The organism is Leptospira stimsonii, assembly GCF_003545885.1.
Taxonomy (GTDB): Bacteria; Spirochaetota; Leptospiria; order Leptospirales; family Leptospiraceae; genus Leptospira; species Leptospira stimsonii.
In genome coordinates this window covers 355799-380136 of record NZ_QHCT01000003.1, presented here as the reverse complement: position 1 = coordinate 380136, position 24338 = coordinate 355799, and the positions used below count along the sequence as shown (strand labels likewise).

Annotated in this window: 37 protein-coding genes; 14 read left to right on the top strand and 23 right to left on the bottom strand. The window is 40.3% G+C overall.

Annotated elements, in window-relative coordinates; genetic code table 11:
- Nucleotides 1-234 precede the first annotated feature (234 nt).
- The 3 genes from DLM75_RS13170 to DLM75_RS24115 all read left to right on the top strand — a co-directional run bounded on the left by DLM75_RS13170 (nt 235) and on the right by DLM75_RS24115 (nt 1602).
- Complete coding sequence (locus tag DLM75_RS13170) at nt 235-669, top strand: SH3 domain-containing protein (RefSeq protein ID WP_158586472.1); 435 nt, start codon at nt 235-237, stop codon at nt 667-669.
- Nucleotides 670-710: 41 nt separating this feature from the next.
- Nucleotides 711-1007, top strand: coding sequence for a hypothetical protein (locus tag DLM75_RS13165; protein WP_147456635.1), 297 nt, complete (start codon nt 711-713; stop codon nt 1005-1007).
- Between the two features lie 118 nt (nt 1008-1125).
- Nucleotides 1126-1602 carry a hypothetical protein gene (locus tag DLM75_RS24115; protein ID WP_147456634.1) on the top strand — a complete coding sequence of 159 codons (477 nt, stop codon included), beginning with the start codon at nt 1126-1128 and terminating at the stop codon, nt 1600-1602.
- Here the strand turns inward: DLM75_RS24115 and DLM75_RS13160 are convergent.
- Entirely contained in the window at nt 1599-2945 is a 1347-nt protein-coding gene (locus tag DLM75_RS13160; RefSeq protein ID WP_118969177.1) for an adenylate/guanylate cyclase domain-containing protein, read from the bottom strand. The genes DLM75_RS24115 and DLM75_RS13160 overlap by 4 nt on opposite strands.
- 124 nt (nt 2946-3069) lie before the next feature.
- Here DLM75_RS13160 and DLM75_RS13150 point away from each other — a divergent pair, with 124 nt between their 5' ends.
- Nucleotides 3070-3729, top strand: a complete 660-nt coding sequence (locus DLM75_RS13150) for an oxidoreductase (protein ID WP_118968958.1) — start codon at nt 3070-3072, stop codon at nt 3727-3729.
- On the opposite strand, the gene DLM75_RS13145 is transcribed toward DLM75_RS13150, so the two are convergent.
- The 21 genes from DLM75_RS13145 to DLM75_RS13045 all read right to left on the bottom strand — a co-directional run bounded on the left by DLM75_RS13145 (nt 3697) and on the right by DLM75_RS13045 (nt 15767).
- Complete coding sequence (locus DLM75_RS13145) at nt 3697-5280, bottom strand: PP2C family protein-serine/threonine phosphatase (RefSeq protein ID WP_118968957.1); 1584 nt, start codon at nt 5278-5280, stop codon at nt 3697-3699. The two genes, DLM75_RS13150 and DLM75_RS13145, sit on opposite strands and share 33 nt — an antisense overlap.
- A 138-nt stretch (nt 5281-5418) precedes the next feature.
- Nucleotides 5419-5898, bottom strand: a complete 480-nt coding sequence (locus DLM75_RS13140; protein ID WP_118968956.1) for a hypothetical protein — start codon at nt 5896-5898, stop codon at nt 5419-5421.
- A complete protein-coding gene (locus DLM75_RS13135) occupies nt 5882-6277 on the bottom strand; it encodes a helix-turn-helix domain-containing protein (RefSeq protein ID WP_118968955.1) in 396 nt (131 codons plus the stop codon). Before DLM75_RS13135 ends, DLM75_RS13140 begins: the two co-directional genes overlap by 17 nt.
- Nucleotides 6278-6289: 12 nt before the next feature.
- Complete coding sequence (locus DLM75_RS13130) at nt 6290-6631, bottom strand: hypothetical protein (protein ID WP_118968954.1); 342 nt, start codon at nt 6629-6631, stop codon at nt 6290-6292.
- On the bottom strand, nt 6628-7038 hold the full coding sequence (locus DLM75_RS13125) for a hypothetical protein (protein WP_118968953.1): 411 nt from the start codon (nt 7036-7038) through the stop codon (nt 6628-6630). Before DLM75_RS13125 ends, DLM75_RS13130 begins: the two co-directional genes overlap by 4 nt.
- Before the next feature lie 12 nt (nt 7039-7050).
- On the bottom strand, nt 7051-7782 hold the full coding sequence (locus tag DLM75_RS13120; RefSeq protein WP_118968952.1) for a hypothetical protein: 732 nt from the start codon (nt 7780-7782) through the stop codon (nt 7051-7053).
- Between the two features lie 156 nt (nt 7783-7938).
- Entirely contained in the window at nt 7939-8223 is a 285-nt protein-coding gene (locus DLM75_RS13115; RefSeq protein ID WP_118968951.1) for a hypothetical protein, read from the bottom strand.
- A 16-nt stretch (nt 8224-8239) separates the two neighbouring features.
- Nucleotides 8240-8596: a hypothetical protein gene (locus DLM75_RS13110; protein WP_147456633.1), complete on the bottom strand. Its 357-nt coding sequence runs from the start codon at nt 8594-8596 to the stop codon at nt 8240-8242.
- A 9-nt stretch (nt 8597-8605) separates the two neighbouring features.
- A complete protein-coding gene (locus tag DLM75_RS13105) occupies nt 8606-8974 on the bottom strand; it encodes a hypothetical protein (RefSeq protein ID WP_118968949.1) in 369 nt (122 codons plus the stop codon).
- Entirely contained in the window at nt 8952-9152 is a 201-nt protein-coding gene (locus DLM75_RS24690) for a hypothetical protein (RefSeq protein WP_118968948.1), read from the bottom strand. The genes DLM75_RS13105 and DLM75_RS24690 overlap by 23 nt, the downstream gene beginning before the upstream one ends.
- Nucleotides 9153-9155: 3 nt before the next feature.
- Complete coding sequence (locus DLM75_RS24450) at nt 9156-9311, bottom strand: hypothetical protein (protein ID WP_167731762.1); 156 nt, start codon at nt 9309-9311, stop codon at nt 9156-9158.
- Entirely contained in the window at nt 9308-9901 is a 594-nt protein-coding gene (locus DLM75_RS13095) for a host-nuclease inhibitor Gam family protein (RefSeq protein ID WP_118968947.1), read from the bottom strand. Before DLM75_RS13095 ends, DLM75_RS24450 begins: the two co-directional genes overlap by 4 nt.
- Nucleotides 9902-9910: 9 nt before the next feature.
- Nucleotides 9911-10075: a hypothetical protein gene (locus tag DLM75_RS24445; RefSeq protein ID WP_167731755.1), complete on the bottom strand. Its 165-nt coding sequence runs from the start codon at nt 10073-10075 to the stop codon at nt 9911-9913.
- Nucleotides 10076-10090: 15 nt separating this feature from the next.
- Complete coding sequence (locus DLM75_RS13090; protein WP_118968946.1) at nt 10091-10417, bottom strand: hypothetical protein; 327 nt, start codon at nt 10415-10417, stop codon at nt 10091-10093.
- 27 nt (nt 10418-10444) lie between these two features.
- Complete coding sequence (locus tag DLM75_RS13085; protein WP_118968945.1) at nt 10445-11449, bottom strand: ATP-binding protein; 1005 nt, start codon at nt 11447-11449, stop codon at nt 10445-10447.
- Complete coding sequence (locus DLM75_RS13080; protein WP_118968944.1) at nt 11446-13155, bottom strand: DDE-type integrase/transposase/recombinase; 1710 nt, start codon at nt 13153-13155, stop codon at nt 11446-11448. Before DLM75_RS13080 ends, DLM75_RS13085 begins: the two co-directional genes overlap by 4 nt.
- The gene (locus DLM75_RS13075; RefSeq protein ID WP_118968943.1) at nt 13152-14018 is read right to left on the bottom strand and encodes a hypothetical protein; all 867 of its coding nucleotides are present in this window, start codon (nt 14016-14018) and stop codon (nt 13152-13154) included. Before DLM75_RS13075 ends, DLM75_RS13080 begins: the two co-directional genes overlap by 4 nt.
- Nucleotides 14019-14022: 4 nt before the next feature.
- Nucleotides 14023-14397, bottom strand: coding sequence for a hypothetical protein (locus DLM75_RS13070; RefSeq protein ID WP_174715087.1), 375 nt, complete (start codon nt 14395-14397; stop codon nt 14023-14025).
- Nucleotides 14387-14857 carry a hypothetical protein gene (locus DLM75_RS13065; RefSeq protein ID WP_118968942.1) on the bottom strand — a complete coding sequence of 157 codons (471 nt, stop codon included), beginning with the start codon at nt 14855-14857 and terminating at the stop codon, nt 14387-14389. Before DLM75_RS13065 ends, DLM75_RS13070 begins: the two co-directional genes overlap by 11 nt.
- Nucleotides 14858-15059: 202 nt before the next feature.
- Complete coding sequence (locus tag DLM75_RS13055) at nt 15060-15338, bottom strand: hypothetical protein (protein ID WP_118968940.1); 279 nt, start codon at nt 15336-15338, stop codon at nt 15060-15062.
- Nucleotides 15339-15545: 207 nt separating this feature from the next.
- Complete coding sequence (locus DLM75_RS13045; protein WP_118968939.1) at nt 15546-15767, bottom strand: hypothetical protein; 222 nt, start codon at nt 15765-15767, stop codon at nt 15546-15548.
- A 204-nt stretch (nt 15768-15971) separates the two neighbouring features.
- Here DLM75_RS13045 and DLM75_RS13040 point away from each other — a divergent pair, with 204 nt between their 5' ends.
- Entirely contained in the window at nt 15972-16376 is a 405-nt protein-coding gene (locus DLM75_RS13040; protein ID WP_118968938.1) for a helix-turn-helix domain-containing protein, read from the top strand.
- 1023 nt (nt 16377-17399) lie between these two features.
- On the opposite strand, the gene DLM75_RS13030 is transcribed toward DLM75_RS13040, so the two are convergent.
- Nucleotides 17400-18236: an MORN repeat-containing protein gene (locus tag DLM75_RS13030; protein ID WP_118968936.1), complete on the bottom strand. Its 837-nt coding sequence runs from the start codon at nt 18234-18236 to the stop codon at nt 17400-17402.
- A gap of 62 nt (nt 18237-18298) precedes the next feature.
- On the opposite strand from DLM75_RS13030, the gene DLM75_RS24685 reads away from it, so the two are divergent.
- The 9 genes from DLM75_RS24685 to DLM75_RS12985 all read left to right on the top strand — a co-directional run bounded on the left by DLM75_RS24685 (nt 18299) and on the right by DLM75_RS12985 (nt 24251).
- Entirely contained in the window at nt 18299-18658 is a 360-nt protein-coding gene (locus DLM75_RS24685) for a MerR family transcriptional regulator (protein ID WP_118968935.1), read from the top strand.
- 77 nt (nt 18659-18735) lie between these two features.
- Nucleotides 18736-19296 carry a hypothetical protein gene (locus DLM75_RS13020; RefSeq protein WP_118968934.1) on the top strand — a complete coding sequence of 187 codons (561 nt, stop codon included), beginning with the start codon at nt 18736-18738 and terminating at the stop codon, nt 19294-19296.
- Nucleotides 19293-19730: a hypothetical protein gene (locus DLM75_RS13015; protein WP_118968933.1), complete on the top strand. Its 438-nt coding sequence runs from the start codon at nt 19293-19295 to the stop codon at nt 19728-19730. The genes DLM75_RS13020 and DLM75_RS13015 overlap by 4 nt, the downstream gene beginning before the upstream one ends.
- The gene (locus DLM75_RS13010) at nt 19727-20416 is read left to right on the top strand and encodes a M23 family metallopeptidase (protein WP_118968932.1); all 690 of its coding nucleotides are present in this window, start codon (nt 19727-19729) and stop codon (nt 20414-20416) included. The genes DLM75_RS13015 and DLM75_RS13010 overlap by 4 nt, the downstream gene beginning before the upstream one ends.
- Nucleotides 20417-20432: 16 nt before the next feature.
- On the top strand, nt 20433-20774 hold the full coding sequence (locus DLM75_RS13005) for a hypothetical protein (protein WP_118968931.1): 342 nt from the start codon (nt 20433-20435) through the stop codon (nt 20772-20774).
- 16 nt (nt 20775-20790) lie between these two features.
- Nucleotides 20791-21348, top strand: a complete 558-nt coding sequence (locus DLM75_RS13000) for a hypothetical protein (protein ID WP_118968930.1) — start codon at nt 20791-20793, stop codon at nt 21346-21348.
- Complete coding sequence (locus DLM75_RS12995) at nt 21348-22079, top strand: terminase large subunit domain-containing protein (RefSeq protein WP_118968929.1); 732 nt, start codon at nt 21348-21350, stop codon at nt 22077-22079. The genes DLM75_RS13000 and DLM75_RS12995 overlap by 1 nt, the downstream gene beginning before the upstream one ends.
- Nucleotides 22066-22815: a hypothetical protein gene (locus DLM75_RS12990; RefSeq protein ID WP_118968928.1), complete on the top strand. Its 750-nt coding sequence runs from the start codon at nt 22066-22068 to the stop codon at nt 22813-22815. The genes DLM75_RS12995 and DLM75_RS12990 overlap by 14 nt, the downstream gene beginning before the upstream one ends.
- Entirely contained in the window at nt 22815-24251 is a 1437-nt protein-coding gene (locus DLM75_RS12985; protein WP_118968927.1) for an anti-CBASS protein Acb1 family protein, read from the top strand. Before DLM75_RS12990 ends, DLM75_RS12985 begins: the two co-directional genes overlap by 1 nt.
- Nucleotides 24252-24338: the final 87 nt, after the last annotated feature.

Below are 24338 nucleotides of genomic sequence, written 5' to 3'. Positions count from 1 at the left end.
TTTGATACGTTGTTTCATCTTGAAGTTACGAACCCTTTGATCTTTTTTTCTTATGCTGAGAATTCTCCCGATCTTTTAGAACATCCTCGTTGACGAGAAAATGAATTTGCAGAGTTTGAGTGAATGAAAAATCAAAGTTTCTATTTCGTCTTATTCTTGTTTTTTTCCGTTCATCTAACCTGCGCTTTTTTCAAATCTGATTGTAGAAAAAACAATTTTTGTCCGGTTACCTTTATGCGCGGGACAGGTTACGCCATTGATGCCGATGAACGATCCTTGGAAACGCGAGTGCCGGTAAATTCTAAAATTTTAATTCTCACTGATATGAATGGTAAGATTCAAAATGCGAATGGACCGTACGGAAATCTTTTTACGAAAGTCGTCTGGGAGGGAAGGGAACTTTTTCTCCATAGTTCCGATTTGTCTTATCATAAAAAAATTAGAGTAATCGCTACTATGGGAGTTCAGATAAGCGAAAAGCCGGAATTGAATTCCAAAATTCTCGGAACCTTAAACTATAACACCTCCGTAAAAATTGTGAGTGAGACCGATCCGGATAGGAAACCGAATTCTTTTGTCAAGGTCACAGACGATCAGATATCGGGTTGGGCGCTTGGGAAGAATTTTACAAACGAAGATTACGACGTAGAATTTTATAAGAGGCTATGAGCGATATTATGTCGAAATTCTATTTCTCAGTTCAGGATGAAATGAACGAAATCGATATCGGTTGGAATGGAACCGATTTTGGCTCAGTAGAATGTTCGTTAAAAGGAAATTTGTGTTTTATTTATATGTATTTCGGTAAAGAAAAATATGGAGATTTACAAGAAGTTCTTCACTTCGAAATCAAAAAAGAACAACATCCGGGAGCACCGGATTACACTTGTGAATTGAGAAAAATTGAACTAGTCAGATCTTTTGAATCGGCTAACGGCAAAAGAAAATCGCCTGCAATTTCTTGTGAAAGGCATAATTTTATAGAAGATGAGAAAAGCAAAAACTGAGGATCGCACCAAGACGTTGAATTTGTATTTTGTGTACAAGAATATATCTTACCCGCATTTGAAAAAAATTCAGAACGTTGTTACGATATTCTACCAATGAGGATTGGAATCAAAAACAATGTGTTTTTCTCGCTCCCTATGGGTCACTCTTTCTTTGCTTCGCAAAGAGCTACCACTTCGCTTTAGCCTAATTCGCTCCCTATGGGTCGCTCTTTCTTTGCTTCGCAAAGAGCTACCACTTCGCTTTAGCCTAATTCGCTCCCTATGGGTCGCTCTTTCTTTGCTTCGCAAAGAGCTGTCGCTTCGCTTTAGCCTAATTCGCTCCCTATGGGTCGCTCTTTCTTTGCTTCGCAAAGAGCTGTCGCTTCGCTTTAGCCTAATTCGCTCCCTATGGGTCGCTCTTTCTTTGCTTCGCAAAGAGCTGTCGCTTCGCTTTAGCCTAATTCGCTCCCTATGGGTCGCTCTTTCTTTGCTTCGCAAAGAGCTGTCGCTTCGCTTTAGCCTAATTCGCTCCCTATGGGTCGCTCTTTCTTTGCTTCGCAAAGAGCTGTCGCTTCGCTTTAGCCTAATTCGCTCCCTATGGGTCGCGAATTAGCCCCACATAACTTCGTAAACCTGGATGGGTTCTTCTTTGCCTTTTACTTTTACGCGGGGCATTCGATTGAGAGTGTATTTTCCGCCTAACAGCTCCATGGTCTCTTTGGAAATCAAAAAGGACTTCTTCAACAATTTACAAAGAGATTCGATACGAGAAGCAGTGTTGACCGCGTCTCCGATGACGGTATATTCTCTGTGAAGGTCGTTCCCGATATTGCCCGCAAAAACCTCTCCGGTGTGAATTCCGATTCCGATTGCGATCGGAGTTTTTCCTTCCGACTTTCGCTGGAAGTTCCATTCGGAAAGACGTTTTTGCATAATCACACCGCATCCGACCGCATTTCTCGCGTCCACTTCGGCGGACGGGGACGGATGAGGAGTTCCAAAGGTGGCCATCACGGCGTCTCCGATGTATTTGTCCAAGGTTCCGTTGTTTTCGAAAACGCATTCCATCATAATATTACGAAATTCTGATAGAAGTTCGCTGAGTTCCTTCGGATCCATATTCTCGGACATGGACGTAAAATTCCGAATATCTAAAAAAAGGATACTTACCGTCTGACGATTTCCACTCTGAAGGGTTTTTGGATTTTCCATCATCTCATGAACGATCTTCGGCGAAAAATATCTGGAAAGTTCCGTCTTTTGTCCTTCGGCGATTCCGATTCTTCTCACCATGGAGACGGTTCGAAAAATTCCAATTGCGATCACGATGGAAAAACAAAAATACAAAGTAGGTTTTCCGGTGATGATATCTTCTAACAAAACGGCGGGGCCGCTCACGTATTCGCCCCAGTGTTGGGCGTAGGTGAGTTTTCCGGAAGAAACGGCCAACCAAAGGATTGAGAAGTAGAAGATATAAAAAAGAAAAAGACCGATAAAGACGAAACGAATTCGGAATTGCAACAAGGAATAGATGATCGGGAAAAGATAGAACAAGTTGATCGGATTTTTCAGAGTGAAACCGTAATCCACGTTCGGAACCGTAAACGTATAAAAAAGAAGAATGAGGAGAATGAGAATGTATTCCGCGAACAGAGTGATGTAATTAAAAATGGAAATGATAGAATCCGGAAAGGCTCTGATCACGATCGTATGAGTGATTGTCAAAAAGAGATACACGGAAAAAGCGATCAAGTTCGTGGTTTTACTTCCCGCGTCCAAATTGGCGATCACCTGAATCGCAAAAAAGAACGCGATCAGATATCGGAAATAATTCGTAATAATGATCCCGTTCAATTCCTCTTTTTTTAGGACTTCCAAGACCGATTCCGGCATGGACTTTCGGTCCAAAATGTTCAGCGCGTTTTTGAAGGAACGAAATAGATTCACAAAGTTCAAGATAGAAATTTCGCGATTCGAAATCAATTCTTTCCGGAAGAAGCGGCTTCATTTGAAAAAAATTCTTTCATAAAAAAGGGACAGGGACAAAGTTTCCGGATATGTCTCGGGGGAAAACGGAAGAATGAGTCAAAAAATTGCGCTCGTCGCTGGTGCTACTGGTCTGATCGGAAATTATCTCTTGGAAGAATTGTCTCATTCCGGCGAATATTCAAAGGTCTATGCCATCGTTCGAAGACCCGGGTCCGTGACCGGCCCCGAAGAAATCGTCGCGGATTATGACACGTTATCCGCTACATCGATTCCAAAGGGAGTTTCGGACGTTTTTTGTAGTCTGGGAACTACGATTTCGAAAGCGGGAAGTCAGGAGAATTTTAGGAAAGTAGATTATGATTACGTTCTCAAACTCGCGAATCTCGCGAAGTCCGCGGGAGCCAAATCGTTTTTAGTCGTAAGCGCACTCGGAGCCGACGTCAAATCGATGATTTTCTATAATCGAGTCAAAGGGGAAATGGAAAGAGATTTGGAAAGTGTGGGTTTCGTTTTTACGGGAATCTTTCGTCCTTCTTTGTTGGAAGGGGAGCGAGAGGAAGTTCGTTTCGGAGAAACCGCAGGGCATTTATTATTTAAAGTTTTGAATCCTTTCCTTCTGGGAGGAACTCGAAAATACAGATCGATTCATGGACGGACTGTCGCGAAGGCGATGGTTACGATCGCCCAGAAAGAACCCGTCGGAGTTCGGATCTTGGAATCAGATCGAATCGAGTCCATCGGAAGTCAGTGATTTTTCTCTTTCTAAATTTTTAGAAAGAATCAAAAGTTCTTTCGAGTTTGGTTCGATGATCTGAGCTAAAGAAAGAATTTTTTCTGCCTTAGAAACGTTTCCGACTTTGAGATAAAGTTCCGCGAGTTGAATTAAGTTCGAAGGATGTCCCGGATTTCGAAGTCGGATTCTTTCCGCCATATCGATCGCCTTTCCGTATTCCTGATTTTTCTTAAAACAAAAAGAAGCGAGATAGATCATATCTCCGTCGCCCGGATGATCCTCGATGTATTCGTTCAAAAGAGTCGCGGCTTGTTTGTAATCCTTTTTTCGAAAGTGAAGGCGGATGAGATCTCTTCGAATCTCGGCGGATTCCGGATGGATTTTGCCGGCCTCTTGTAAAGAAAGGATCGCCGAATCGAAATTTTTATCTTTCACATGCGCTTTCGCCTTTCGTAAAAGATCGAGGCTTTCCTTACGAAGCGCTCTTGAAATCGAAGGTTCGCTCTGTCTATAAGAAATCTTTAATAGAGAAAAATCGTCTGTGAGTTTTCCCTTGGAAAGAATCGATTCGTAGATTTTTTCAAGTTTTCCAGTTCCGTTTTCGACGTGTTTCAAAAAAAGGGATTCGTCCTCATTTAGGATTCTAACGCCGTTTTCGGAATCGATTTCGATATCGTCCCTCCCGTCCGAACCTAAGATCAAGACGTCTCCCTCCCGTAGCTGAAACGTACGAATTTGAAATTGATCGTCCGTAAAGGGAGTCCCTAATTTTCGAAAAAGTCCCGAAGTTTCGATAAACTCCGCTTTTCCGTCCCGATACAAAACGGACCACGGATGTTCGGCGTTGATATAATAGACCAAACCCGTCTTGTCGTCTATCAAACCCATGACCAGAGAAACTAACATCGAACAGTCGAAACCTTCGAAAAGTCTATGGAGTTCTAAAAATGCGTTCTTTAGCCAGCGCTCGGCGTAGAGTTGTTTGACCGATTGAACGGCGACCGTTCTTTCCAAAATGGATTGGACGGCGGCCCCCAAAACGAGCGCTCCACCGGCTCCTTGTAAGGACTTTCCCATAGCGTCGGCATTTAAGAATACGGTAAATTCCCTGTTCCTAAGTTGAACACTTTTCGCGATGCAGATATCTCCTCCGATGTCGTTTTCCTTTCCGTGAAAGACAAATGTCTTTTTCTGCTTCATTAGAAAATCAACATGTACCTTGTCCCCGGTGGACTTGTTCAAACTCAATGGTTGAATCAAAAGAGAGGTAAGGAAATAATCTCCGTCTTGTTGCGATTTTAATTTTTCGACGATATCCAAAGAATGTCTCAGTTCAGAGGTTTTTTCCTCTACGAGTTGTTGCAGATTGTCTCGGATCTTTCCGACCTCTGAGGTCGCCTTTTCGAAATTCTCCGCAAAACGGATGAATTCTCTATCGATCGAAAGAAGTGGAAGGGCGCCGCTTCCTCCCATCGCGAGATTGTTAGCCGAAAGATTGATCTGATCCAAGGTCATGTTGATCGACTGAAAATAAAGAAAGGTCAAAAGGGAGGCTTCCAAAAACGTCATAAAAATAAAAAGACCGATCGTGATGGGTGTCGAATTCCCCTGTCCCCACCCACTACTGAACTATTATGAACGCAGATAAAACGAGACTGAAAAGTATAAAAAAATATCTAAAAACGATCTTTTAAGATTCTTTTTTATTCAAAGTTGAGAAGTTTTTCTAAGGAATGAATCTCTTTCGAATCTGGATTTCATGGATTTAAGAGCCTCTATGAGAGATTGGTATTGATGAAAGGAGAGTTTTTCGGAAGGAATTTTGAAGGTTTTTTGAGCCATTGATTCCAAAGAAATCTGATACGGTGCAATTTTATTCACTTGAGAAAGAAGTATTTCGGTCATTTCTTTCTGGTCTACAGAAGGAATTGAAAAGACCTGAGACTTTGGAATGGATCTCTTCTTATCTCTTCTCTGTAATTTTCTGAAGGCTTTCGGATGTCCTTTTTTTAGCGAATCGATAATCTTTTGGATTTGGCTTTCGGAGAGAAAACTTAACCTTTCACCCATTGCCAAAGATGAACTAATCTCTTGAAGAGTTTCTTTTGAATACCCAACCTCACGACCAACGGCAAAAAGTTGCTTCAAACGTTGCTTTCTTTTTATCTCTTCAATTGTGTCTTTCATTATTACGTGGTCTTCCGGATTTCTTTCTATCGGGTGAACGCATCCAAATTTTAAACTTTATGAAGTTTAAAATTTCTTCCCTATCCTGCTTCGTTAAAATCTTATGTTTCATCACTCGTAATTCGTTTGAATCCTCCCTGTGATTAAAGAAAACTGAAATAGGAACTTGAAAGAATTGGGATAAATTCCAGAGATCCAAAGTAGTAGGCTTATATTCTCCTGTTTCCCAGCGTGAAATTGTATTCGCATTCTCTCCCATTAGTTTCCCTAACTCGGACTGAGAAATTCCTTTACCGCCAGCATAACTTTGACGAAGAGTTTTAAGTTTCTCAGAAATATATTGGTTCAAATCTTTCATTTTATTTGAAACTGCTGTCATGATTTTTAGCTTTTAAAACGGAAGATCATCATCCATAAAATCTATTCCAGGAAGTAATCCGTCATCGTAACCCGCACCCATGCAAGCCAATCCAGGCAAAGCATTTTGGAAAGAAAGAATCGGATTCACAGTGCAAGGCAACCCTTGAAGATTACACCATGACTCTTTCTTATTCAAATGAATACAGCCCTCACAACCTTTAGTGTTGGACCAAACTTCCATAAGCCAGCGTTTCTTTTTTGAAACGAGGATCTTCCAATAGTTCCAACGCTCTTGTCTTACTTTATCAGAATAGTCTTCACGTTTCTTTCCCAAAATGGATTCAAACGAGGACTTCAAAGTGATCTCGTTCATTTTTGTGTTTCCTTTTTCTTTCGAACTTCTAAAATTATTGCATCGTGGTAGTTATTAAGCGTCGGAATTTTATTTATATAAGTTGTCACTTCATAGGTTCTTCCAATAGGAGATCCTTTCTTTCCGATCATTCGAATTCCTAAATGAAGAGTCAGGATAGGTTTGCCTTTTTCAATTTTACTCACGACATGAAAAATTTCTTCTAACCGATACCAACCTTCATGGTTTTGGTTTATTAAAAATATATCGTCTCCGACATGATTGTTCGTTAATTCCAGAGCTATAACTTTTAACCTTTCGGTATGGTTACGAATCTTATGGAAAATTACTTCTTGAATTTCGTGTCTTTTTTTTTGTAACTCTTCTATTTCAAAAGCCAGATCAAAAATTTCGTTAAGTGTATCCATGGTAAAGACCTCTCAATACGGAAACTCGTCTTCCCAAGTCTGATATTCGATCACCCAAACCCAAGGATTAGTTTTCCAAGAGTCTCGACCATTTATCCCTTCCCAAAGAATTTCGTACAAATCCCGAGCTGTCAAAGTTTCATCTGCATCGGGCATCTCTCTTAAGAATTGAACGCCTTCCGCTTCGGCGTCTTGTTCTGAAATTTCATGTAAACGTTCTATTCTAATATCCTTGATTTCGAGCATTAAACGTGAGACTCCTCGGGGCATGTGAATTGACGGACGCCAGCGACATGGAGAATCCCCTGGATTCCATCCTATATGAAAACCAGCATTTTTCGCGTCTATGTTGGATTGAGATATAAGCCTCTCAAGCATAGTTTCATCTGAAATTTTGATCCATTCAGTTCGAGCGAAATCACCAGCTTTATAATCAACAGCGATCGATTTTCTATTTTCGTCCCATGCTCCAACTCTCCACGTTTCCCTTACCCAAAGCAGATCACCTTTTATCCCATAAGGACATCGAATCCATTTACGTTCTTTTGTATTTCTGTTTACAAATAGAGCTTGAAGATAACTTACTAAGAACGAAGTAGCGTCTACAAATTCCCACTGATCAGGAATCTCATTTATTTCTTTAAGATTCGAAGTCCTTCGAGTATGGTTCTTCCTTCCGAGAATTGTTTCGCAAACCATTTCACTCGAAAATAGAATAGGTCGTTCTTCAGTTAGAGTTTTCATGATTACATGCCTCCTTATTATTTAAAACTCGATCACGAAACAAAACACGAAACACCAACCACCAAAGAAGGAACGCTAATAGACCAACACAAAACCAAATCAACAATGTCCAAAACACGGTATATCCAAGAATCAAAATAAACAACTCGAAAGAACTCATAGGGGGTTCCTCGATGCAGATAAAGGTCCAGTGTATAGTGATTCCTTGAAGGTCTGATAATCAATTCGTCCCAATTTTTCTATGCGGTTTTGTAAAGTAGCAAAGACGGATTTTATCACATCGGCTGTATCTCGATCGATTTGAAAACCTTTACCTCTGTCGAGTTGATGATCGATAACATTGAGGACATGATTGAGTCCTAACTTTACAAATGTGCAATCTCGCAGAGTATCGATTAAATCGTCGGCTTCAATTTTAGATTTTGGGAAAATAGGATTCATATTAAAACTCCTTATTTTATGGACCTTCGTATTCAGGCAGGTTTGCGTATTCGTGTTCAGTCATCTCTTTGGTTCGGATAATAATCTCTTCACCAGGCTCCGCTTCCTCTAACCAAACCAACACATCTTTCGGATTTTTTTCAGTGCAATGATTCGCTCCTTCATACGGTTGAATTTCAAAAACTCGAATTATCTGAGAGAACTCTCGAAAGTTGCTTTCAATCAGTTTCCATTCTTCATTCTCGAATTCGTATTCCTCAACTTGCCATCCCATATTTTTCAGCATAATAAGTGCTTTAAGTGGATGAGTATCAAGCATGTAATATGCTCGAACGAATGCGCGGTTTTGTTCTTTCGTTTCCATGTGGTCCATTTGCATAATTCAAAAACTTGATTCAGACAAAAACTTCTGATCGATTTCGATCGCTTTAAAAAGTGCAGTTCTTTCTTGTTCAAGAGGAGCTTTATATTTTTCTAAATAGATTCGATCTTCTTTGCTGATCGGCATAAAAAAGAGTGCATGGCGAATTTCATAAAGAAGAGATGAGACCGCTCTGTATTTTTCTATAGTGCTTTTTGGTAAGTTCATGTTATCGAACCTCTCCTTTAACTTTATGTAATACTTTCTCATACGGCTTGATTTTAAGTTATCTGGAAATTCCTTCCAGGGTTTCAGCGTTCCTTTGAACCGTAATTGATGCTCGCAACGATCGACCCAGATACTCTCTTTAATTATTTTTGGCAGACTCATTACTTTCTATTCTCCTCTTTAACTCTATGTAATATTCTTTCATTCTCTCGGTCTTTAAATACACCGGAAGTTCATTCCAGCGTTTTAGGATTTTTCCACGTCGGAGGAAATCTTCACAGTGATTGATCCAAAGATCCTCCGCACGTTTTAATTCGATGGAACCCTCTTCGTTACTCATAGCTTAGAAAGTCGTTTCAGTCTCGGCATACTTTGTTAAGACTCCATCCGCGAGATGAAAGATTTCATCCACGTTTTCGCTTTGTTTGAAATCGCTTGCGGCAAGGTCCTGGATTTTTTCCAGAACCTCACGGACTTCTTGTGGAATCTGATTACTCATGCGGCGTCTCCGATTGCTTCGATTTCTACATCCGTTTCGGATGGAGAAATATATAAACGCTCGGATTCTTCGTTGAGTTCGACCCCGATTTTCTGAACTGCCTTTAGCGGTTCCGCGAGGATTTGCTCTTTGTTCAACTCTAACTTGACTCGAAGAAAGACGCCGCTCAATCGAGTAACGAGATTGCTGAATCTTTGGAGCAGGCCGTTTTCAGTAAGAATTTTCTCAAAGAATTTTGCAGTTGCTCGTGTCTTAACACTGGCAGGAATATTCCTGAGCTTTAAAGATCCGGTTGTCAACTTGCAGGTTTTATACTCTGGATCAGGAAAGAGTTCTTCTTTATTGTGATCCACATAATGTTTTATCCCTGCCGCAATGTGCTGGATTTTTAAGTCCAATGGAGAAATCTTTTCCTGAAGATCATTTTGGAGCTTGCTGATTTGGTCGTCTGTTTCGCTCGTGATTCGATCTCTCTGGCGTTTGAACTCCCCAAGCTGTGCAACAGCTTGGGTGAGGTCATCGCGGTTTAGGTAGTTGTTATCCGGTAAATCAACTAAAGTATTTTTACTCGTCTTCTTCTTTGTAGCCACGACGACCTCCTATTCCTTTGGTTCCGAATTCTCAGGAGTCATGTCCACCGCGACTCCGCTTGCTGAAGAAGGAATTACTTTTACAGGTGGAACCTGCTTTCTTACCTTCTTCTTTCCCGTTTTCTTGGTAGCGACTTTCTTCTTCGCAACCTTTTTCTTCTTTGCAATCGCCATGCGTTTCTCCTTCCTTTATACCGCGACTTGATCCACGACGAATTCACCCAAGGCAGATTGAAGATCCTTCAATTCACCTTCGAGTGACTTGAGGTTTTTCTTTTGTTCTTCCTTTGCGGTTTTCAATCGATCTTTCACGGTTTTGATTTTGTCATCGATCGCTTGAATCTTTACTTTCTTCTCCTCTTCTAAAAGCTGGATCGTTTCTTTCTTCTCCTCCTCTAAAAGAGTAACCTCAGTTTCAAGATCACCCGAATTCGTTTTAAATTCAGAGATCTGTTTTTTGACTTCAGCTACTCTTTGCAGAGCGTTATTGTGTTCTTCCTGGTTTGCGATTTTCATGTTACCTCTCAATATTAAAATATTGCGTTATTCGTTTGCTGTTCTTAGGAGGACTTCCGCAGACTGAACATCACCCGGTGAACGATCTCTTATTAGATCCATAGCCGCTTCGATCGTCATCTTTTGACCGTCAAGACTCAGTCTTGATTTCTTAATGTCACTTTCGTCACCGCTTAGATATGTAGAGATTGCGGCTTTGCTTAATTCTTTACCCGTAATTTCTCGAACTCTTTTTGCAACTTCACGTTGAGTGATCTTAAGTTTTTTAAGGATCTCTCCAAAGGATTGTGGAAAGATGATCTTTGCTTGCTCATAAGTGAGAATCCGATTCCATCCAGGGAATGTTCTCTCAATTTTTTGGATCTGATGTTTAACTCCGAGGGGAGTTGGGAATGTGTTCTGAATAAAAATCTGACGACTCTTTTGTCCATTCTGTCCGGACTCGAATTTGACTTCGAATGCTCGCTCTGCGAATGAAAGAACCTCGTTGTCTTTAAGCGGTTCCAGATTCGTCTTGCGTATTCTCCATCCAATCTCTTGAGTCTTGATCAAAGAACGGAGCCAAGGACCTTCGTTTTTCCCGAACATAACAATCGAGAAAAGATTCTCTTTTCCGGGAATGCTAATCTCATGAATCTTTTTTAGATCTCTAAGAAGTTTACCTGAGAGAGCTTGAGACTCATCGAATAATAAAACAATTTTTCTCTTTCTTTTGAAAGCTGTTTCTAAAATCTCTCTGAGGATTAGTTGTTTTGCATGAGCGTTTCCGGGGATCTCTCTGTCTGGAGAAAGTTCCGAAATCATCACTTTCATAATCTGATTGATGTTATAATCAAAACTTTCGTAGCATCTTCCCATTTCGATTACTTGAAATCTATTTGGATAATCTCTCCAAAAGTGAAGCATGTGTTCATAGAGAAAGGTTTTACCGGCTCCAACGTGACCTACGATACACTCCCAGTGTGAACCGTCTACGGTCTGCTTGATTGCTCTAATAACCTTATTTGTGTTTTCTGTATCGACGAAGCTCATTCCGCGTTCTCCTGTTTGTCTTTGATTTCGAAATCGATGTTGTTAAGTATATTCAAAAGATCGTATACTTCTTCATTTGAGATATTTCCTCTAAGGGAAATGCTTGATTCAAGACGTTGTTGAATTGCGCCTACAAGCTGTTCTGGCATTTCGGAACGATAGGCAAGCAGTCTTCTTTCGATGTAATTCCAAGCGGATTCAGTATCCGGAAATTCCGCCGGTGCCATAGTAGCAGGAGTCTCGATTGGAACTGTATTTACCGGGAAGTATCTAAGGTTTTCCAGTTCTGATTCCGGAAATATGTCGGCAATCGTTGCGATTTTACGTTGCTTCTTCGCACCTTCACGAATCGATTCTCGCAATCGCATCCGATCCGTTTTTTTCCAGTTTTCCGCTGATTGAGTTTCAAATCCAGTTGCCTGAGAAATACTTCGTGCGCCGTCTGGATTGCATATATAAAGATTTCCTAATCTGTCTTCCGCTACGAGATTGCCTTCTCTATCTTTGAAGAGAGTTACTTTCTGCCCTACCAAGTCCAACGCTACTCCGTAAGAATGGTTTCTGTATTCTATGCAACCGTAGTTGTTTACGACTCGGTGATCAAATGCAACAGTCGCATCGTAAAAGTTTTCTTCAGTAACTCTTCGAACCGGTTTTAATTTTGTCCCAGAAAGCCAAAGATCAAACGTTCCACGTAGTTGATTTTCATGGATCACATAAAGATTAAGAAACTCGTTGAACTCTTCTAAATCACTGAATCTCTTTCCATCGATTGCGGGTTCGACGATATTCTTAAAAACCCCGATCCTTCTTTCCACAGGACCTTTTGCTTTTGGGCGTCCAGGCTTGTGCATTCGTACCGTCATTCCTAATCGCGTAAGTGCACTTTTAGCACCAATTAATCCAGAGCCTTTATCTGAGTAGATGTATTCTGGAATGCCTTCGAATGGGTTTCTGCGATCTTCTTTTGGGAGCCATGCTCGTTTAAAGAAGTCAAGATAGTCGGTAGTATTTTCACCGCGATGTTTTGCACCCGGAGTCAAAGCCTTTCCACCGTAAGCGCGTAAGAAGAATGCTTTGGAATAAACGTCTACGAGTGCATAGATCCAAACCTTAATCAGGTTATTTTTGAGCATCGTAGTTTCTTCATCTTTATCATCCAGAAACCAATGTTGCTCAATACGTCCGCGAGGATTCAGATAGTATCGACTTGCAACGGACGCGTCGACCATGTGAGTAGAATTCGAATATGGTTCTCTCCACATTTTCGAGGCTTCCGCAGTTCGCATTTCATGTCTACCTAAGCCGAGGCGATTGAGCCATCGATTCGCGGTGGATATTGTCCACGGAAGATTTATTTGTCCGCTATTACGCGCCCGACGAAGAGCAAGTTCCATCGAAATTGGAATGGGATTCTTCCCGGAAAGATTTGAGTAAACGATTTCTGCGATGATCTTTGCTTCGCTTTCTCGAAGATCTATTCGTTCCGGGTTCAAATTTGATTTACGCTTTGATTTTCTTTCCCCGGCAACAATGGAAAGTTCAAGTCCAGTTTTATACTTTTCGAATCTTCTTCGAATCGCATCTTCCGAAAGGCCAAAGGTTGAAGATGCCTTACGCATCATTTCACCTTTAGCATGTTTCGAAGGAGCATCTCTCCAAGCGGAGTAGAAGTCGTAGAATAAATCCGGATCTAACTGCTTCACTCGCTCGTCTCACCTTGGAAGAGATGGCTCGACCAATTCATTTTCAGAGTTTTAAGTCCGATCTCCATAGTGGCAATCGTTCGCGAGAGATAAATTCCTAGCCCGCCATTCCTAACCTCTTCCGGAATGGATTCGATTCGATTTAATGCGTCCAGTAAAGAAGCGTTGCATTCATCAATAACCTTTTCCGCTTCTCTTTGGTTTTTGATTTTTAAAAGTTTTTCTGGATCAAGATCTTTCGATTTTCGGAGAACGTCTATTTGTTCGTCTTTCTTCGAGATGGATTTCTCTAAGTTAGCTTGTTTTTTTCTTAGCAGATCAGCTTCAGCCTTAATGGTCTGATTTTCAGTTTCGAGAGTTTTGATTCTCTTTTTCGAAGAGCTTTCCAAGGCCGAAATTCTTTCCTCTAAAAATTCTTCCGCCGTAATTTCTGTGCCGTCGGAAAGGGTTAAAGTTTCTCCTTCCATTTGCTTTTGCCGAACTTCCTTAGCGGCTTGTAAGAAACGTTTTGGGGAAGCCTCCATAAGCTGTTTAACGCGATCGCCAATTCCGAAAGTCTCAACAGCTGAAACATATTCTGAGGCAACTCTGCCAGACATTCCAAGTTCTTGTTCCATACAGTCCGAAAACTTTTCATATCCGAGTTCTAAATGGAGTTCCAGATTTCGGATTGCTGTTAGGGCAATTGCGGTTTGAAAAACGCTTACCTTCGCTTGAACTAAGTAAAATTGGGCAAGAGTCTTTCTTTGTTCAGGCGAAAAATCTTTCGCCTCACTCTTGCTCGGAATTGTCAAGGAAGTATCCTCTGTGGAGGGTTCTCCTATCTCGTCTCTGTATTCATCTAACGCCGATTTTTCGGTCATACCTTCACTCCTTAATTCCCATGTTTTTTAAAATCGCTTTCGCTTCTTCGCTTTGTGAAACACGCATTCCATTTTCAGATTGCTTCTTTTTAAATTCGAGTCTCGCTTCTCTTGCCTTTTGAAAGATGGCTCGGATCTCCGCGATCGAAAGATTGAATTCCATTTCTAAAATCTGAATCAAATGAGGGGTGTTTCGATCTCCATAAGCGGTGGCTGAAAGGTGGGACCGATGCACATCGTAAGCGTTCGCAATACCTTGAAGAGTCGTTTTTCCTTCGATTGGATTGACGATTTTTCTGATTTCGGAAGGTAGGCGGATTCCCCTCGGCTTCCTGGTACGATTACTTTTTTCTAATTGTACCAACCTTTCATTTTCCATAAATCCTCCTAAGTCCGCGCAAATGGTTTTGAGCTTGTGCGAGCTTGATTTGAATTTTAGGTGTGAGTTGCCAAAGGAAACTTTCGCCAAATAAATCTGTCTCGTCTTCGGAATTTATCAACTTGGAGGAGATTAACTTTGCCTTGGCGCGTTGAAGAGATCGAAGCCCAGTAAGTAGCCTCAGCTCACCGGAATAAAAGCTCTTCCCTGGTAAGAGGAAATGTAAGATTGCGATTGATCCAGTTCCAGACAGCTTACGAGTCGGGTTTTTACCTTCGATCGAATCAACGTTTAAGATATACATACCATCGTATTCCTCGATGAGCTTCCATTGTATGAGAATTTGAATCGTTCTGTAGATTGTTTTCTCGGGGCGTCTTAAGTTCCTTGCAACCTGCGTTGGACGAAACGCGACCAGAGGATTCTCTAAGAAAAATTTCGCTACAATCAAAAGAGTCATTTTCTTACCGAGTCCAGTAGTGGTCTGAGTTTCTCGAACCATTTCTTTAAACATGGCTTACAAAGATCGAATTGGTAAATGATTGTAGGTTGAACACCGCATCCACTACAGACAGTTGTGTTTTCGGGAAAAAGATCCTCGGCGGAAGAACTCCCGCCGAGGGGTAGAGAGTCGATGGTTGTATGCTTCAGAAAAGAGCTGGTCATGCGAATTTCTCCAAAGAATGACTTTTGGGATTTTTTGTTTTGTATCCATCTTTCGTTTTAGAAGGGATGATTGATGAAATCTCTCCTGGTAATACATGCAGACGAATGTATTGAAGAAGGTCTTCTGCATTCAATTTTCGAATCAGAGTGTCCGGAATTTTATTCCAACAACGATCAAATAGAGTGCGGGCATTCAGATTTTTCTCACGTAAAGATTTCACTTGATCGCAAATAAAACGACTTCTCACTCGATCGTATTTTGTAGTGTTAGCCATTGAATGTTTCTCCTTCTTTTGAAAGTTTTTTCTTTTGAACCCATTGAGCGAATCGGTCTTTAAGTTCTTCATCATCGATAAAGAATTCATAGATAGCACATCGTGAGAGAAGTATCTGAACCGGATCTTGTTTTGTTCTTCCCATAATCCTTTGAACAGACTCGGAGACTCTTCTGCGGTGACTTTTCATTGCGAAGATAGGCTCCATCATGCCAGCTCCTTGAGTTTTTTGGAGGTTGGCGTTTCCCAAACGATTTTGAATTTATCTTCTTCGAGTGCTTTGACAACACTCGAATACGCATCTTGACCATTGAGAGTTTTCAACGCGTAGTTATAGTTAAGTCCTTTGGAGTCGCTCCATTCTTTGAACCTAAGAAATCCTCTCTTTGCAATGGCTCGTTTGATCTCTTCATTATTTTTGATGATCACAGAAGGTTCTCCTTACGTTTTTGAAACCGGATTGGTGAACGACATGAGTTAGAATGTTGATTCTGAAATTATCTAAATTTTGAATTGGCCCTTCGAAACCCATGAAAACTCCTTGATTTCACTGGTCTTATCTCCGATGCTCTCGGTAGGTTTAAACCAGTTGAAAAGAACCATGTCGGATACCGACAAAATTGCAAGCAAAAAATGTCTGAATCCGACAAAATAAATAAAAATATTTCTAAACGTTTTTCTGAATTTTTTAAAACGGTGGGGCTTACTCAGGACGAGTTTGCTAAACGCATTAGTGTAGCGCGTTCAAATATAAGTTCTTGGAAAACAGGAGCACATGGAATTTCCGGTTCTGCTCTTAAGGCAATGGAACACGAATTTAAATTAAATTCTCTCTGGCTTCTTTCTGGCGAAGGGAAAATGTTGCTTACTGAAAAGGAAATCTCGAATGAAGAACAAGCAAAAACAGCATGGAAGTCTTTAGTAAAAAGTCAGAAAAATCCAAAACTACGAAGACTCTTAGATTTATTGAGCGATTCAACACTTTCAGATGACCAGATCGACGCCTTAGAAAAGACAATTCGGGCAATGAAACATTAGAGTTTTGGGAATAAGAAGTTTTTTCGAAACCAAAGTAAAGTCGTCATTGAAAGAAGTTCAACAACCTTTTCCAAATCCTCCTCTTGTGAAAGACACCTGATAAGCTCATTCTTTAATCTTATTTTAATTTCTAATGCTAAGGAAGAGGTCTTGTATTTTTGATCCATATTATCCAACTCAATTACTATATATAAGTATAGTATATTTCCACGCCGGACAAATTTGGAATCATTAAACAAAACTTTTGCTTTGTTATGTCAGATAACTTTTATTTGTTCAAATAAATTTCTAAACTTTCAATATTAACTTTCTTTTCCTGCCGGTTAATAATATTAAAATTATTAATTAAAATTTAGTTGCGATAAAAATAGAGCATGTTCTTCTATGGAAAGAGCGAAAGAGGCTTCTCGACGTCGCTAAAAAGTAATTAAAATTTTCTAAAAAAATGAACTTTTCCCTTGAGAATTCAGGGTGAGAAGCCGATATTTTTTTGCCTACCACCCCGTATCGTTCTTGACGAAACATAAGTATAGATTAGTCTAGCCCTACGTTGATTTAGAAGTCAGAAGTGATTTCTTGATGAATTTCTGAGCGAAACATACTCAGATAGGAATCTAAAACCGGAATGTTCTAGGTTTTAGTTATTATACCGAAGGACCTGCATTTACGGTGCAAAGTCCCCCGGTGAGGTTCATCCGGAATGTTGATAAACAGAATGAATCTACTTATATAAACTTTAAGTCATTCATATACTGTAGTTTAATTTTTGTCAACTGAATTTCCTGGATGCGTTTATTAACGCCCCAGAGCGTCACTCTGGGAAGGATTTCTTTATGTTCGAGAACATTAAAGGCAGGAAAATTATTTTTACAAGATGGATTTATTCTCCATTGCATGGTCGATTCGTTCATGCTGAGGAGTTAGGCCTGGTGGGATTTTGGATAAAAATCCCTCTAAATAAATCTAATTGAAAAATTAAATTTTACGAAGTTGGGAATCTAATTCCCAACTTCGGTTTTCTGATTATTTAATTTTTTCGACAAAGATTACAGGAAATTTCCTTTCCGCATTTGCAACTCCAACGGCCATCCCCTGAATGTTCAAGTCGCGTTTTTTAGAAACGATCGCATCGAATACTTTATCCTGTTCGGAAGGAATGAATAGGAGAAAATGTGCTGTTACTTCCTTTCCATTATAAATTGCTTCTGCGATTGTGTAACCGTTCCAGTCATCCGAGATTTTGATTCCATTCCACTCTTTAAGATTAGATTCAAGATCTTTAGCGTTTCTCATTATTGTGAACTTGAATTTTCCCGAGACGGAACCTCCTTCCCACTTGTCCACTCTCTCCAATGATCGACATACAAAGTCGATCTCAACATTAAATTGTCTCCTATCATTTTTCCATTCTCCAACCTCATGCATTCCATCTTCACAATCTAATTTTCCACTTCCTTGCTTCTTACCATTGGCAAAAAATCCCTCGTAAATACATTTAACATCTCCATCTAAAAAGGTTAATTTTCCTTTTCCGTGCATATTCATTTCAGAATTAAAATATCCTTCGTAATGATCTCCATCTTCAAACCAATCTGAAACAGGTTTTGAAGTGTCAATCTTCCCGTTGATAAAATACATCGTAGAGTATTTTTCAGGATTTTCAGGTTTATAAGCTTTAATTACTCCGTGCGGTTTTCCATTTTTAAAAGTTCCTTCCGCAATTACACCTTCTTCGCTTTGAGTTTTACCTCTTCCATTTTGGCAATCGCCTTCAATACAAGTTCTAACTTTCTCCTCAGCAGAAATTGAAATCGAGAATAAGAAAGCTGTTATATAAATTAATTTTTGTAATCTGTTCATAAGCAAAATATTCAATATACGTTAGTGCTTGACAATTCTAAAACTGTGCTTTGGTCTGCCGTATGGCCAAAAAAAGTAAATCTACATCTCAGAAATCTAATAAAACCAAACAGACTCCTAACGCAGTTTCCGGTTATTCAACGGACGGATCACTTTTTAAAAACATCCCACTTAAAGATTTAAAGAAAAAACGAAACTCGCCAATGCAAACAGATCCTGCTATTCCAAAAGATCCGGAAGACACGATGACACCGGAAGAAGTTGCGGCCCTTATAAAAAGAACAGTCCGAAGAGTAAGCTTCTATCGGAGAGAAGGATTGTTGAAGAAGTTTTGGAAATTCCGTGATGGACGAATCTTATATTCCAGAATCGGGGTTGAAGAGTTTTTACAAGATCACTTTTTTCAGAGCGAAGACCTTTAAACCGCCGGAAATTGCGGCCTCTTGCGTGACCTTGCGACGTTGTGCGTATATGAATTCTCTGTTAGCCTATTGGCAACATGGAAGAACTAAACGCACTCTACAAAATTGATCACCTATCTCTCTTTCTCATTTCTTTTATTCTTCTCTTTACGGTCTTACTCGTATACCGGAAACCGCTCGGTCTGATTTTTGGACTGATCTCAAAACTGATTACGAAGAGTTTAAACTCGAAAGATAAAATCTCTGTCGTTCAAATTCAGGCTGATACTCACCCCGACGCTCGATTTATTCAAGAGCATATTACTACAATCCAATTTATCGATTCGCTCCGGGTCCGTGACTCGGAAATGTTTTATGGTTTTCTATTCAATCTTGTTAGTGAAGTTCGCGCACGACTTACGAATCCGTATCCGAACGTTAGGCTTACATTTTCTTTTTTAAATGTTGATTATATCTCTTCAGCCGCAATCGGAGCCTTTTCAAAGATTCTTATAGATGTAGTTCAAAAGAACGGAATTTTCCTGAACATTATTTTCCCACCGGGAAGGTTTACAAACACAGTTGAAAACTTTCGGATGCTGGCGGGCAACGCGGAACATATCGCAATTTCAATTCAAGATCACGGAGAAACGAAATGAGAATCCTTTATTTACTTTTGTTTTTGGGAGCCTGTGCGGTTTTCCAAACTCTTCCACCTACTTTAAAGGAGGATTCGAAGCAGATCCAAGAAACAAAGCAAGCACTGATTGAAGATAAGCCGGGTGCAAGGGATCGAGCAATTTCAGAACTGGATCGTTGTGATGCCAGAAACATCGAGAATTCAAAAGAGATTGCTCAACTGAAAGAGGCGTTACGGAAGTGTGCGAATGAAAACGAAAAGAAGGCTGTTCAGCTTACGAAGGTTTCAAAGGAAGCCGGAGAAGGAAGCGGGATCAAGTGGCTCTATTATGCTGTGATCGGATTTATCATCCTCTCTCTTATCGCTTTGATTCTTGTCGTTCTTGCGATCCTTGCACTAAGACGAAACGGACTTCCCGTAGTAAATAGTTTTTTAGGAGGAAGACAATCATGATTCAAATTTTGGAAACTTTAAAGTCTGCATCGTTCCAGATTCAAAAACATTTTCTCAACTTTGAGAAGATTAAGGAAAAGCAAAACTATTGGAACGAGTCTGTTCTATCCCAAGTAAAAACGAACCGGATCGAATCGGATGCAGTTCACGCAAGTCTCGCAACGTTCCCTTCCGTAGTTGAGCCAACATTCTTTTGTCCTGTTGATGAGCCTCATGTAACGTCTCCATTCGGATGGCGAACCCTGAACATCAACGGTAAAGGTTCGAGACAATTTCACTTAGGAATCGATCTTGGTGGCGAAAAAGATATAAAACTTCCAGAGGATTGCGTGATTAAAACAATTCTCGAAAAAGACGATGAGTATCCGGTTCGCTTCCATTATGAAAATGGAACTTGGGTCGACTTGATCAGCACAAAGAAGATTCCCAAGGAACGAGCATGGACACCTTTCATAATCGCTGTTGGAGTTCACACTAAAAATCAATACAAGTTCAAACATGTCGATTCACAAGTCTCTGTCGGACAAAATCTGAAAGCCGGAATGGTCATCGGAAGATCCGGAAACCTCGGCTATTCGATGGGACCTCATTTACATTTCGAGGTTTGGCCTTGGAATGAAAAAAAGCAATCTTGGCCTGATCCGATGGACCCAGCTAAGTTCTTAAAATCAAAAAAACTTTTATAAGAGAAGGAAAGAAATTATGGAAATTTTAACTCAGGCAATTTTCGGATTATTCATTCCGTTGTATATCGCACTCGTTCTCTTGTTGAGTCAGTGGATGTTCCGTTATTTAAAATACGATTTCATTCATCGCGATAAGGTTCGTTTTGTTTTGATTCTCGCGACAGTTGTCGCAATCGGCTTTGAGATCGCAAGATTTATCTTAGGAGACTCGATTCTTGACCTTGGTTATTACGCTGTGATCTTGCTTTTAAACTTTGTATTCACTACAAGATTCTATGACGCGTTGATGAAGCGATTGTTTCAAGCAATAGGATTCACTCACTACGCTCCGACAGAATCAGAAGATCAACCGGATTAATCGGAAAAGAATTCGAATGAGCACAGAACCAGCTATAAGGGAACGCGCATTTTTTCTCTACGCTATTTCCGGCTCCGGCTCTTCTAAAAATAGCGTAGCGAAACAGATTCGTTCTGAATATGGAACGAAGACTACTGCGAAGACTATCGATGAATGGTCGAAGGAGAAAGACAAAGATGGCTTAACATGGGAAGATAAGCGGAATCGCATTGTTGCAAGGGCTGAGAAGCAAGTTGAAGTTATCGCAGAGAATCGATTAGTAGAAATTCAAAATCGAACAAAGACGATTGCAGACTTATTGTATAAAAAAATAACAGAAGAAACTCCTAAACTTACAAGTCTTGACAACGCTATTTACGCCTATAAAGCAATCTCAGAACTTGAATTGACTTTGCCTCAAAAATATGGAACGCAATTGAATCCAAGTGAGATTATAAGCGTCGTCTTAAAATTGTTCAAACGTTGTGAACCCGTAGGTCGTGCGATAAGTGACCATTGGGAAAAGAATTTAGCTCTTGAAATTCATGAGGCAATTGAAGCGTTTAAACTCTCTAAAATAAATCAGGTAACATAATGTCTTCGGATATAGATTTATTAGAATCGCTTCTTGAACTGGGAACGAAAGAGTTTTCTAAAGTCAAAAAGAAAGATCGAAATTTATACGGAAAGGAGTTTGGAAAAGAGTCTCTAACTGCATTTGCAAAGTATATCGATCCAAAATTCGAAGATCCACTTCACATTAAATCAATTATTCACCTCCTTGAAAATATGGAGAGAAGAAAAATTCAAAGGGGAATTATCAACCTTCCGCCGCGTCGCGGGAAAAGTCAAATCTGCACCCGGCTATTTCCAGCGTGGTATCTTGGAAGACACCCAGATCATAACGTTATTCTTTTATCATACTCCGATGGGAAAGCCGCTCGCTTCGGTCGTTGGGTTAGAGATTGTGTTGAATCAAATCGATTTGCTCAAGTATTTCCAAATACAAAGGTCCGCCAAGACATGAGAGCGGCCGCTGAATGGGAAACTACTGAAGGAGGACTCGTGTTAAGCGCTGGATTGAAAGGCGGGTTTAACGGTGATGGTGCTGATCTTTTGATTGTCGATGACCCCTATAAAAACCGTGAAGAGGCAACTTCCGAAACTATTTCCGAAAAAATCATCGAGAACTTTATGTCCGTAGGAGAAACACGTCTCTCTCCAAACGCAATTATTCTGATCGTTCATACAAGATGGCTAAGGAATGACCTTACTGGAAGATTGATAGGTGAGGATAAGGAGGAGTTCGAGAATGAAGCTCTTTGAGCCAGAAATAAAAGGTGAATGGCATGTTCTACGTCTTCCAGCAATTTTAGAAGACGGCACTTCTCTTTGGCCCGAGAGATTTAAAATTGAAAACGTTCTAAAGTTAAGATCACGCATTGGAGATACGCGTTTTAGTGCACTTTATCAACAAATTCCTCTTGATATTGCAGAACAGATTTTCAGTGATCCGAGATATGAAGAAGCCCCCAGTGACATTAAAATATTTGCGTTTTGGGACCCTGCGTTTCGAAAGGAGAGTAAGAAAAAAGACTTTAATGCTTTTACTGCAGGTGGTTCTTGCGATGGAAAGTTCTATGTGATCGCCGGTGAAATTTGGAGAACTAAACTTGGGGAATCTTATGATCGCGTCGAGAAGCTCTGCAAACAACTTCGTGTTTCTAAATTATTTATAGAAAACAATAAAGGTGAGGACGCTTTAGAAATAGAAATGACACGACGTGAGATTTCAAGTAAAGGAATCACAAGTGCCGGGGATAAGGATTTTAGAATTCAGCAATATGCAAAAATGAACTGGGATAAGATTCGTTTTTCAAAATTTGTCTCGCATAAATATATTAAACAAATTCTCGAATATTCTGATGTTGTCGAGCGTCATGATGACGCTCCTGATTCACTGGCAGGACTAATTAGAGAATCCAAGTTCGGTCCTCAGGCAAAGGGGCTAAAGAATAGATTAGGTTTTTTTGAAATGCTATTAAACGAAGGGAGGTGGTGATGTCCCGCAAAAGAAAAAGAAATTATAACAAAGAAGGAATTGAAACTTACGTCGGAGTATCAAGACTTGATTCGTCCGAAGCAGCAGTAAGACTCGATACTCTAATGCACATCGCATCTGGAAAGGGCGTGATGGGTAGAGATAAACTTAGCGGAATATCAGCCAACCCCAAAAGGATTATGCCTGGGACTTCCCGCGCGTTGTATGAAGAGAACGGGTTCCTTGCGAATATAGTCGACTCGGTCGCGGAGGATTCTACAAGAGAATGGATCGAGATTCAGACAAATCGAGATTCGGATAACAAGGAAACCGGTGAAAAGGGATTAAACATTTCTCGAATCCTTCTCAATGAAATGGAAGAATTTGATCTTCGCGGGAAAATTGAAGAGCATATACGAGGGTCGAGGATGGATCACCAAGGATCGATTCTATTTTGGGGAATTAAGTCCGATATTCCTCAAACCAATTACGTTCTTGGTCAGCCTATGCCTGAGACAATTCGAAATCTTGAGTTCATAAACGTCATCGATGCAAGTCGTTTCTCTGTAAGAAGGAGGTCCACAGATCCTCTTTCGAAATATTACAACGAGCCGCTCTTCTCCATATCCGGAGCCGAATTGGATTCAACGCGCGTCCATTGGCTGGTCAATAGTTGGAACTGGGATTCTCAACGAGGAATCTCTATCGTAGAGAAAGTCTACGAAGGAATAGTAGCAATCGACACAGCTCTTTGGTCTGTGACTTCGATTTTATTTGAAATGGCCGTCAAGGTATTGACTTCAGATAAAATCGACGACGCATCTCCTGATAAGACGATGGAGTTTTTGAGATTACTCAGACATACTTTGTCGACTCAATCAACAGCGTTTCTTGGAAAAGACGAAACGCTTACGCGACTCGGAAATTCCGGTCTCTCTGACTCTCAAATGGATTCGTTATTCTCCTTTGTCTTTAAGATCCTTTCAGGACTTTCGAAGATTCCGGCTTCACGAATCTTAGGACAGACTCAATCCGTAATCAATATAGGTGGGAACGATCCTTCCGATATGATCAGCTACCATGAAGATGTAGCGCGCTTTCAGGAACTAAAGGTTCGAGCGATCATTGAAAGGTTTATTCAGTTGAAGATTCGTTCAACCGAAGGAGAGATCTATCATCTCCTCAATGGTGATTATGAATCTTTAGATTGGAATTTCAAATTCAAATCGACAATCAAGTCTACCGAGGCGGCACAAGCGGACATTCGACTCAAGAACGCTCAATCGGATCAAATTTATATCTCAACAAACGTATTATCCCCCGACGATGTTCGTGGTATACGTTACCCAGAAATGGAGGCTTTTGGAAATTACAATCAAGACAATAATGAGCATCTTGATTTTACTACTCCCGAAAATCCAATTCCTGAAGAAGACGTGATTCCCGTTCAACAGTAAAATTGCATGTTCAGAAAAACGAATAAAAGGCCATTTTCCAGGGTTTTGAGTAAAGAGGGCTATCTTTGGTCGTCTTTTCGTTTGCTG